This window comes from Vibrio sp. 10N.247.311.49 (assembly GCF_041467655.1).
Lineage (GTDB): Bacteria > Pseudomonadota > Gammaproteobacteria > Enterobacterales > Vibrionaceae > Vibrio > Vibrio crassostreae_C.
On sequence record NZ_JBFSVA010000045.1, the window covers coordinates 1 to 11037 of the forward strand.

Consider the following 11037-nt stretch of genomic DNA (forward strand, 5'->3'; position numbering starts at 1 on the left):
GAAATCAGCTTCAAAGCAGGGATCAAAAGAAAGCAGAAAAAAGCGAACCGCAATAACGCTTACCTTTCGCAAGTCCTTGCAGGGCAAGGGGCTTCGTAATCTTGCCCTGAGGTCGAGCTTAGACAATGTCGGGTCGGCCTCAAGCAGTAACTCAAGCATCTCCTGCTGTGTTAAACCTCGCTCCTTTCTGGCTTGTTCTAAGAAGTGTGCAAACGTGAGTGGCATTCTTTGTCCTCGATAATCTCTATTATGGTAAGTATTGTTCGATTGCTTATGTAATTCAATCTTCTTTTATTAGAATTTAAACTATAGCTTATCGGGCAGGTTTTTATTATAGATGTAGATAAAACGAAGGTAGGTATTACTAGCTTTACTGTTGATGGTTTTATCGAATCGGCATTTTCGGCAAATGGAATTTTCAAATGCCCAATATTTCTTTTCCAGTGTTCCGCATAATTTATTTCGTCCTGTCACCGATGAGCGTTAACAAATTTAAACGCAGGAGCGGGATTACTAATTTATGAAATATTTAATCTTTAAAGGAAAGTAAAATGTTTAACTTCAAAAAAAGCGCACTAGCATCAGTTCTTCTTATGGGTATGGCAGTAAGTGCAGGTGCTAACGCATCTTCAAATGCTACTGTTGTATGGAGTGGCACTGTTCCAGTAACTAACGCATCAGATGCACTTATCATCACTGGCCTAGGAGGTGATACAACAGCGCTTAACGGTACTATCACTCCAAGCACAGACGGTGTGTTTGAATCAGATACTATCGTACTTGAGTCTCACTTAAATGATGGTGATGCTGTTACTCCTGTTGTTGGTGCATTAGCTTCAGCTAACTGGACTCTAGTTGATGCATCAGTAGCTTTTGACGGTGTGGCAAACCCATCTCAAGCTGTTGAGATTAATGTAAATGGTGCACCAGTAGCCGTTGGTGATGTTGTTTCTGGTGAAGAAACTATTTCAACTAAAGTTAAGCAGACTGCTGTATTACCTGAATCTGAAGTAGGTGGAACTACTGTTCAAGCATCAGTAACGGTTATGGCTGACCTTGTTTAATTTGTAGAAAATTCCCGATTCAAAGGCTCGTAGTAATTACGAGCCTTATTTCTCTACGATGGTAGTCAATATGAAAAAAGTTTTAATACTATTGGCTTTCATGAGTATGAATGCCAACGCCGATTTCAAAGTGCTTTACATTACTACGAGCCTCGATGTAGGCAAACTTTATACAAATTCAATTAATTCTGTTGAATTTATTCCGGCAGTTCTGGAGTTGACGTCAAATCAAGACAAAACAAAATTTGATGATGTTAATACCACATTAAGAATTGAAACAGATATACCTTTTGAGTCTTCGGATATTCCTTATATTTCAACGTTAACAAAAAATACGTCAATTTGTACGGACTACTCTGGAGTGAGCAATGTTCAGGATGATTTCGTTACATTAACGATTGACGGGATAAGTTTGTCAGAGGGTGAATCCGTCTCTTTTTCAAATTTCAATTTAAATGATGGCGACAATAAGTATAGTGAGCATGACATTATATTAAGTTTTCAGTCATTTAAAGATATCATCACAGCGGGCCAAGCGGAGAGGTGTAATGGTGAGATAGAGTTCAATATAGAGGTAGATATATAATGTTCAGGTTCAAACTCATAACAATGGCAATTTTAGTGTTATTGCCTGTGTATTCGTATTCAAGTTATAGTCAAAATGTTCTTGAAGGTTTTGAAGAACTGTTTGAATTGAAAGAGTCAACAGTCCGTATACGTAACTTAGATGGTTCCCTTACTTCACCGATCCCATTTTTAACGTCGTTTAACACGTTAAAATTAGACTCGAATAATAAAAAAGCGATCGCACAGGTATCTGACTATTTAAATGATAATACAGTGTCGGCTGAGTACCAGCAGAAGATCATAGATCAATTAATGGTTGGCATACAAGATCAGTCTGAGTGTTTAGGTAAGCTCGATGAGTGTGAGTTGTACCCAGAAACGTTTGAGATCGTTCATAACTATAACGATCAAGAAGTCTATCTTTTTGTATCTCCACAGGTGTTGTCATACTCGAATCTCGATAAAGAACTGGTATACCACTCGTCTCTGAGTCAACACAATGGGTTAATCAATTCATTTGATCTGTACGTGAGTGAATATCAAGATCAAGACTCAATCGTTTCTTTAAATAATGAAACGACACTGGGGCTACCTTACGGATACCTCAAAACTGATTTCAATGCCAACAACAGTGATAACGGTTCTGAATTGTATGAAGCGGCATATCATTTAGATATCGATTCTTACTCAATAAAAGCGGGTCATTTTGAATTTGAGCCAGAGGTTAACTCAACTGACTTCCTGAATAACACCGCTCGAGTTGCTCAAAACTCGCTCACGGTAGGTACCTCTAAAAAGTTGCTCGTAGGCGGACATAATAACGACAAAGTATTGAGCTTTTATGCGCCAACAAGTGGCGGTGTACAAGTTCTTCGTGATGGTCGATTGATTTTTCAAGATAACGTACCAGAAGGGCAGAACTCAATTCCTTACAGCAAGTTACCATCTGGTCGCTATGAAGCTGTACTTGAGGTGACAAGTGGTGGGCAAGTTGTTAATACCCAGACTTATCAAGTATATAACACCAAAGGTGACTCTCTGACTCAGGGGGAAGTGGATTTCGTTGCCACTGCGGGTATGTTTTCAGGAAGCCATTACGACTACACGGAACATGGCATTAAAAATATTGAAGACGATGTTTATGGCAAGGCATTAGCTAACTACCAACTCACCCGTTCGTTGCAAGTAGGCTTGGGCGGCTTGGTCACGGACAGTGGCACTATGTACACCGTTGGTGGTGCATACAATCTGATTGATTGGGATTTGAGTACTGAAGCTGTGTACAGCCAATTCGAAGACGCATCTCACTTTAATGCTAATATCGGTATCCCTTATTTAAGTCTATCTTATGAGTCTCTCGATAATGAACTTGGTGATCCAGTTGCTTCTTATATGTACGGATATGCCGATTATTCACGTCTATCGTTGAATTCTTCGTACAGCTTCCGCGGTGGACAATCTATGTATGCGGTTTACTCGCTTAATAACGACAAGCAGTTAGACAATTTAGGTAACTCGGATGAACAGGAACAGCAGTTTATTTCCGTTGGTTACAGCACGCCCACAGTTTTAGATTCTCGAGTTAATATTAACGTCGATTACTCTGAGGCGACGGACGACATATCAGTTAATTTGTTATGGAGTGTCCCGTTGTCAGATACAGTAGAAACTATCGTGGGCCTGACGAGTGATAGTGATGACATTAATCAATTTAAAACAACAGTAAGACGAAATCAGTTAATTGACTCAGACTCCTTTAATACGTCGCTTGAGGTGAGTAACACCTACGATCGACAACAGGATGATATGTATCAAGATGCGTTATTGGCGACCAGTGGCACGACTAAATACGCTCGAATGAATGCCTCCGCCCATACGTCCACCAATGGCACGAGTGGTATCAATGCTGGCTTGTCTAGCACTCAAATCGTGACGACAGACGGCGTTTATATTACCGATAAAGCGGCAACGTCTTATACGCTTGTCGATATTCATCAGTCGCAGAATACAGAGCAGACGTTTGATGAAAAAGGTTACTTCTCTCTTAAAAAAGAAGGGCGAAACAACAGTAAGTTCATCGTATATAACGATGAAACCGTTGTGCCTTTGGAAGACTATAGTCAATATCGTGCGAAATTTGATTCAGAGAGCGTTGATCTTTACAACTCTGGTGATAGTAACGTAACCGTGTTTACACACCCAGGTACGGTTGCTTCTATTGAGCCAAGAGTTAGTCGCGTCGTTTCGTTTGTTAGCGCCTTTAATGACATATCAGAACAGCCGATTACAGAAGTGAAGTGTCATGGAGAAGGTTGTATTGAAGTCAATGAAATGGCCGACGGTGTTTATAGAGTAACCGTATTGGAAGGCATGAACTTTGAATTGTCAGCGAAAGAAAGCCAATGCTTACTGCCTTATGAATTTACTTCAACAAATCAGATGAACTTTGGTCAAAACTATTGTTTGCCAATAGCTCAAGAAAAGCAGATAGATTTGATTGATGCAGGTGAACGACTACAAGCGATGTATTTAGGTGCATACGAAAGCTCGATTGAACTGAATAAAGCGCTTAAAAAGCTCGAATTACACGGTTATCGAATTATTCAGAAAGAAGTGGGTTCGTTTAAGGCAATTTATATAGCGCATGAATCTATAAACATGGCGGAAACAATAGCGCTTCATAAAAGAGATATCGATCAGTTAAAACTGTTGGCAAAACGACTTTATCGCACCAACGCCATTACATACCCAGTCGCACAAGTTAATTAAGGAGTGGGAAATGAAATCCAATAAAGTTCTACTAAATTTAGTATCACTCACCGCTATATTGTTATCTATAAGTGTACAAGCTTTTACGGTAGATAAAATGGTTATTGTCTCTGATGATAAAGGGAACGGTATCGTTACGTTAACCAACGACGAGTCTCACCCAATTTTTATCCAAGCAAAGGTGGATGAAATAAATATTATTGATGGAGAACAGGTAGAAAAAAAACAATATACAAGAGACAACTTAAACGATTGGAAGGTGTCATTAACGCACCAGAAGGTAGTTTTGAACCCTGGTGAAGAGAAAGACATTGGCATACGTAGTTTATGCCACAACGCTGCATGCGATAATTCAAAAGATTTGATGTTTATGCTGTCTTTTTCTCCAAGTAAATACAGACCTGGTGAAGTAGTGAGTGGTGTGGAAATTAATTACGGATTCGCACCTGTTTATATTATTCCTACAACACAACCGAATTATTCTTACGAATTAACCAACAACGGTGATAGCCTTAGAGTCGAAAATAAAAGTAATACCATGCTCAATTTTTTTGTAGATGCATGTGTTGCTGAAAACAAAGCCCAATGCAAACAAAAATTTACGGTTGTATCGGGAAGGAATAAGACGTTCCCTTTAACCGAAACTATGCGAAATAACGAGTTGACCATTACCGTGACATCTCACGACAGAAGCTATTCAAAGAAAGAAATGGTGACGAGAGGTAAAATATAATGCCTAGACCTATCCTATATATTGTAGCGTTTATTGCATTAATGACGACAAGCATGGCTCAAGCTGCGTTTGAAGTTCGCGCGGAAGTGAAGGCTGGTGGTGTTCGTTGGGACAATGTGACACGTTACAATGGCAAAATGCTGCCAAGTACGTGGGAAACTCCTCCTATGTTGCAGGCTTCAGAAGCTTGGGCGGCCGCGACATTTTCGGGTACACCTCCAACAGAGATGACTTTAATTGGGGGAAATGGGAATACTTCACCGTCAATATCGATCGATATATCGGGCGTTCAATACAATACTACTGGAATTGAATTTGCCCAGTCAGCGAATACGGTAGGTGGTGGGTGCTCATTTGATGAAGTGTCACTACCGATTGTGACTGTTGAAGGTCCAAACTGTGTTTCGTCTGTTCGATTAATTAATAAACAAAAATCGAGCCCATTTATTTTCCTGAGACCTATTTTCGATATTAACGAAAGTGAAATAGTGTCGGCATTAAGTGGGCTACCAGAGGGGCAATATTCAGCTTCAGTGCCGGTAAATATTCGTTACTACTATGAAAATGACGGCATTATGACTTATCGCAACATCAATGAAGTGATGTTGTTTTCATTTGATTATCAGCCTGTTCAACTCGACAGTGTTTTTGTAAGTGGAGATGGTGTCATGACGCCAGTCTACGACACAATTGGCAAAAGAATAACATCGACAACGTCATTTGATATTACAGCGAACGGCTATTTTAATGACGGAATTGTTTTAACAATGCCCTTACAGTCATACGAATTGGTTAATTCAAGTAACCCTGGTGTGGTTATTCCTTACAGCATTCATTGCGATCAGTGCAGCTCTGGTAACTTAGTTGATGAAGGACAATTAATGCATCAAACAACGGCTATTTCAGAAGGAGCTGGAGTGCAAACAAGTATTAACTTTACTTTAGACTTTGATTACGATATTGAGGGCAGTTCTGCTGTTTCCGGAGATTATTTTGATGAAGTAACGATCATGTTGGAGCCTGGTATTTAAGATGAAAAAAATGAACTTAATGTCATCGATTATCGCTGTGTTCTTATCCATAAGTGTATCAGCAGAGGAGCTGCCTATCCAGATGAGTGGTGGCATGACGTTTTCTGCATTTGATGACAACATGGGACAGACTGAAGCACTTGGTTATAAGGCGGCGGTTGGATATAACATTAGTGAAAACGTACTATTTGAACTTGGCTATGCTGATTATTCTGCTTTTTCTGATTCGGAAATAGATAGTTTACGTGCGGTAATGGTTGAAACCGACTTATTGCTACCCGTCAGTGAATTTGCCTCCTTGTATGCAGGAGTCGGGGGCGCGTTTTCTAGTGACGACACCAATTTTACGGCATCGCTTGGTCTTAAATACCAATTGAGTAAAAATTGGAGCGCCGACCTTGGTTACCAAGGCGTCTTTGATTTAGCTCGTCAACAAGACGATCTATACGCATTTAATGCACTGTTGGTTTATCGTTTTTCAAGCAATGAAGCCGCAGAAGGCCTTTCAGATATTAACCCAAGGCCCAATGTTGACCAGCTTGTTGAAGAGTCGACCCAAGTATCAAGGCCGAAAACCCAATTGGCGTCTATTGTCCCAATTAAGAAGGCGCCATCGTGTCAGCAGCGTTTAGTTGAATACCGAGTGGTTCCTGGCGACTATTTGCTCCGAATTGCAAGAGCATTTGATAGCTCACTTGATGAATTAGTCGAAGCAAATCCAAATCTTAATAATCGTGATTTGAATTTGATTTACCCTGAAGAGAAAATACTTTACCCGAAAGTTAGCTGTTTAGATTAAATTGCCTTCCTTGAAACAGAAACACTGCCAATTTTTTGGCAGTGTTTCTTTGTTTGTAGCAGAGAGTATCTCGCCAATGTAAATGATATCTACACTTGTTTAGCTATCTCGCATCTTGCGTTTTTGAAATTCAAGAGTGCCCAATACCTTCAAACCTGAACGCGCGATACTGTTCACCAATCGAGCTACTCACCTTTATCGTTTGGGCTCGTAAATATGAAAACTAATACCTCAATTATATGCATGAAGGTCAAATATAAGAGAGCGGAGTAATGATCGGACCAAATATTTTAAACATGTATGTACTCATTCTTTTCGCGCTTGGTGTTATATACGCGCTGAGCAAAATAGACGAGTAGTATCCTAAAATTTATTATTTTTAGTAGAGAGAAATATGAAAATTAAATATAATCTATTAACAGTATTCGCAATTTGTTCAGCAATGACTTCTACTGCTGCCAATGCTTTTAATGTCGACAAGATGATTGTCGTCGCGGATAAAAAGGGCAATGGTGTCGTGACACTTATTAATGATGAGTCTCACCCGATTTTTGTTAATGGAAAAGTACAAGAAATTCAGTTTATTGATGGCGACAAAATCGTTCGTAATAGTTATACAAGAAACAATCTAGATGATTGGAAAATATCTCTTACGCACCCAAGATTAGTTTTAAGACCTGGTGAAGAGAAAGACGTGGGTGTTCGTAGCTTATGTCACAACACGTCTTGCGATAACAGCAAAGATTTGATGTTTATGCTGCCATTTACTCCTAGTCGTTATAAAGAAGAGGGAGAGAAAATTCACGGTGTCGAGATAAACTATGGTTTTTCACCGGTTTATATTCTGCCTACGACAAAGCCAAGTTTTGATTATAAGATTTACAATCAGGGCGAGAATTTACGCATCGATAATAATAGTAATACGCTAATTGATGTTTATGTTAACTCATGTACAACAGAAAAAAATACGCAATGCAAACAAAAGTTCACTGTTGTATCTGGTCGGGATAAAACGTTTTCTCTTGCGGAATATACGCAAAGTGAACAACTTAATGTAACCGTAACATCTTACGATAAAAAATACTCTAAAGAGATGCAACTGCCTATTCAGTAATAGGAACGCTGAAAATAGACATAATTATAGGCCTTCAATGATTAATGCTAATCAAGGACGATCAGCATTCATTACCCATGTTCAGTGCTAATTTTAGCCTACATGGCATCACTGTTATCAGCAAAGTGTAAATGCCCAATACAACATTAAATACAAATCATAAAATCAATTTTGAAATCAATAAAAAGTAAAGAGAAGTAATATGAACCTTTTAAGCAATAAGCCAGGAGGAAGCATTCCCCTGGGTTTTGTCGTCGCTACTACGCTTACCCTTTTTGGGTGTGGTGGAGAGGGCAGTGAAGGAAGCTCAGCAAGTGTTTCCCCTAATACTCAAAGCGCGACGCTTTCCGCTCAAAATGCTACCTACTCGACTGGCTATGCTGAATCGTTCGAGGTTGACCTGTCGTCAAAGGTATTTTCATCAACGGGTGGTGGCTTTGCGCTGAGTGAAGTCGAGGTCTTGTCTAATGATGATAGCTGCCAAGTAGAAAGTATGACGGAAACAGGGTTTGTAATTCAGGCCTTTGATACCAAGGTGTGTGACTATCGATATCATGTGACTCCTAAAACATTGTCGCCAATGAGCCGTATGGCTGAAGCGCCAATGAGTGATAGTAGTAGCTCAGAAGGTTCGAGTTCTGCGGTTACGCGCATTGCGGTAAGTAGTAATCCTAGCTCAACCGAACTGGTTCCAGTAAGTGCAACAACACTGATTAATGAAGATGTGAGTGTTTTACTGAAGGACGAATTGGAGAAAGTCGGCTTTACGTTAGGTGACGAGTTTGTATTAACGGAGCTTACACTACCGTACGGTCGCTCGAGCTCAGTTCAAATAAATAGTACAGATGACCAGACTATGGATTATACCCCGCCGTCAGGTTTTACCGGCATTGACCGTGTTCTTTATACGTTAGAAGACTCGGTTAATGGCCTTGTGCTGATGGGGGTTTTAGATGTTGCGGTGGGCTACGAAGCTAACCAAGGTTTTACGATTGACGATAATATTGTATATCCAGTTGTTGTCTACGTATTGACCGATGAAGAAATCGACATCAGCGGCTTTGTTTCCTCGGACGATAGTGATGATTATCAATTGGTGTATGTTGAATCGTTTAACGCAAAAGCGGTACCTAAAGATCCACTGGACACTCAGAATAAAACGATCGTCTTTCAAGCGTCACAACCAGGTTACCACTATATTAGTTTTGCGGTTAGTGATCATAATGGAGTGTATGACATGGGTTTGATTCGTGTTGAAGTGACCGATCCTAATCAGTCATCAAAATGGGACGACATTTCTCATTTGTTGGATCTCTATATTGGACCACCCACCGCACTTGATGCAGCCGGGCAAGGCTCGCCTTATGATATAAAACTGAACGATGATGGCTACAGCCCAGCGATTGATATGGCTGGTTTTCGTTATCCGTCGGCCGTAGCATACTGCGACACCATCGGTGGTTCAGTGCCGACGTTTGATCAACTTAAGCTGATGGCCACTGATACCGATGTTCAGGCGTTACATAACTGGCCTGTTAAAGCGCAATACCTCGCTTATGATGACGGAGCAGATCTGGTTAAGTGGGTGGATCTTAAAGATGGCAGCACCCTTACAGGCGATGTCGATCCAACATCGGCTTATTATGTGACATGTGTTAAGCAAGGTTTAATTACTGTATTGCCTACCTCAAGCACGGAAGTTGTCGCGGATGGAGTTGATGTTGGTTCTGTATTTGTTGAGTTAAAACTCGGTCAAGAAGTAAGACCAGATACCCTTGTGACGGCTTCTGTCTCTAGCCCAAATGTGACATTGGACAGCGATAACGTTACCACAGACAGCTATGGTATTGCCGAGTTTCGCTTAACCAGTTTAAAAGCGGAAACCGTCACATTAACCCTTGATGTGGGTGGCATTACTCAAGACTATGAAGTTAAGTTTATTGGTGATGAAAAGACGGCTGCAGTGTCATCAGAAGCAACGATTGACACGGTACCTTATACGTCAGTGGAAGGTGGCCAGGTTACTGCGACCTTGACCGATCAAAATAGCAACCCAGTAGAAGGTTACTCAGTCATTTCAGTGGTAAGTACAGAACAGCACCCAGACACCGCAGAAATGGTTACTCCTATCCTTGAAGCGGAAACGACTCAAACCGATGAATCAGGTGAGCAAAAAGTGCGGGTAAAGTGGGATACAAACTATCAAACCCCAACAACGACCATGACCTTTGATGTGGCGTCATCTTACACCACAACAACCAATACACAGACTAATGCGATTAGCCAAGTTACCTTTCATGCCTTATTGTGTGGTGGCCAAGTTGGGGATGATGATCAACAAAACGCCGCGGGTGCCTGTGTTAAAATTGCGGAAAGCGATGGAAAGTTGTTTACCGGTACTCCAAGTGAGAGCTTTTTAAACGCTGTTGGCTATAGTAATTACAACGGTAGTCATGTTGAAATTAGCCCTGATGATGGTCCTTCAGGATCGTTTGCAATGTTTAGTTTTACTGAAGCACATAGCCTTTGTGAACATTATAATACACTTGAGCTTAACGGGAGAGATGATTGGGCTTTAGCAAATATGGATGAGTTGATGAGTCTTTCTAATAACTTTGGTCACATGTACACCGCGAAGGGTTGGGCGACCGGCAGCTTCTACTGGTCGTCGACGGCTAGTGGTTCCGTCTACTACCGCGTGAACCTCCGCTCTGGCACCGTCAGCAGCAGCGGCCCATCCAATCTGTTCTACGTCTCGTGCGTATCAGGTTCTTAGGGTTCAACGTTCAGAGTTTGCGGCCCGCAGGGCCGTTTTTTCTTTTTATAGAGGGTAGCGGTTTATTTTCTAAACTCAGTAAGGATTAATATGGATATTGAAACAAAACTCAAGCTTAGTCAGCAACAAGGCTTTGTTTCCTAAATCAGGGAACTAATGCTTAAAGCTACGATCAGATCATCTA

8 protein-coding genes are annotated in these 11037 nt (G+C 40.8%); all 8 read left to right on the top strand.

The genetic code is table 11. From position 1 onward, the window contains the following. Positions 1-551 precede the first annotated feature (551 nt). The gene (locus AB6E54_RS22385; RefSeq protein WP_065583733.1) at positions 552-1064 is read left to right on the top strand and encodes a hypothetical protein; all 513 of its coding nucleotides are present in this window, start codon (positions 552-554) and stop codon (positions 1062-1064) included. Between the two features lie 70 nt (positions 1065-1134). After that, a complete protein-coding gene (locus AB6E54_RS22390) occupies positions 1135-1650 on the top strand; it encodes a hypothetical protein (RefSeq protein WP_065583732.1) in 516 nt (171 codons plus the stop codon). Between the two features lie 293 nt (positions 1651-1943). After that, positions 1944-4400, top strand: a complete 2457-nt coding sequence (locus AB6E54_RS22395) for a TcfC E-set like domain-containing protein (protein ID WP_241910044.1) — start codon at positions 1944-1946, stop codon at positions 4398-4400. Between the two features lie 10 nt (positions 4401-4410). Continuing rightward, entirely contained in the window at positions 4411-5133 is a 723-nt protein-coding gene (locus AB6E54_RS22400) for a hypothetical protein (protein WP_102321099.1), read from the top strand. After that, positions 5133-6164 carry a hypothetical protein gene (locus AB6E54_RS22405; RefSeq protein ID WP_102428213.1) on the top strand — a complete coding sequence of 344 codons (1032 nt, stop codon included), beginning with the start codon at positions 5133-5135 and terminating at the stop codon, positions 6162-6164. The genes AB6E54_RS22400 and AB6E54_RS22405 overlap by 1 nt, the downstream gene beginning before the upstream one ends. Before the next feature lies 1 nt (position 6165). After that, positions 6166-6963 (top strand): outer membrane beta-barrel protein, encoded by a 798-nt coding sequence (locus AB6E54_RS22410; RefSeq protein ID WP_102332842.1) that lies wholly within the window; start codon positions 6166-6168, stop codon positions 6961-6963. A gap of 394 nt (positions 6964-7357) precedes the next feature. Beyond that, positions 7358-8077 carry a hypothetical protein gene (locus tag AB6E54_RS22415; protein WP_065583727.1) on the top strand — a complete coding sequence of 240 codons (720 nt, stop codon included), beginning with the start codon at positions 7358-7360 and terminating at the stop codon, positions 8075-8077. A 202-nt stretch (positions 8078-8279) separates the two neighbouring features. Beyond that, on the top strand, positions 8280-10853 hold the full coding sequence (locus AB6E54_RS22420) for an Ig-like domain-containing protein (RefSeq protein WP_102332841.1): 2574 nt from the start codon (positions 8280-8282) through the stop codon (positions 10851-10853). Positions 10854-11037: the final 184 nt, after the last annotated feature.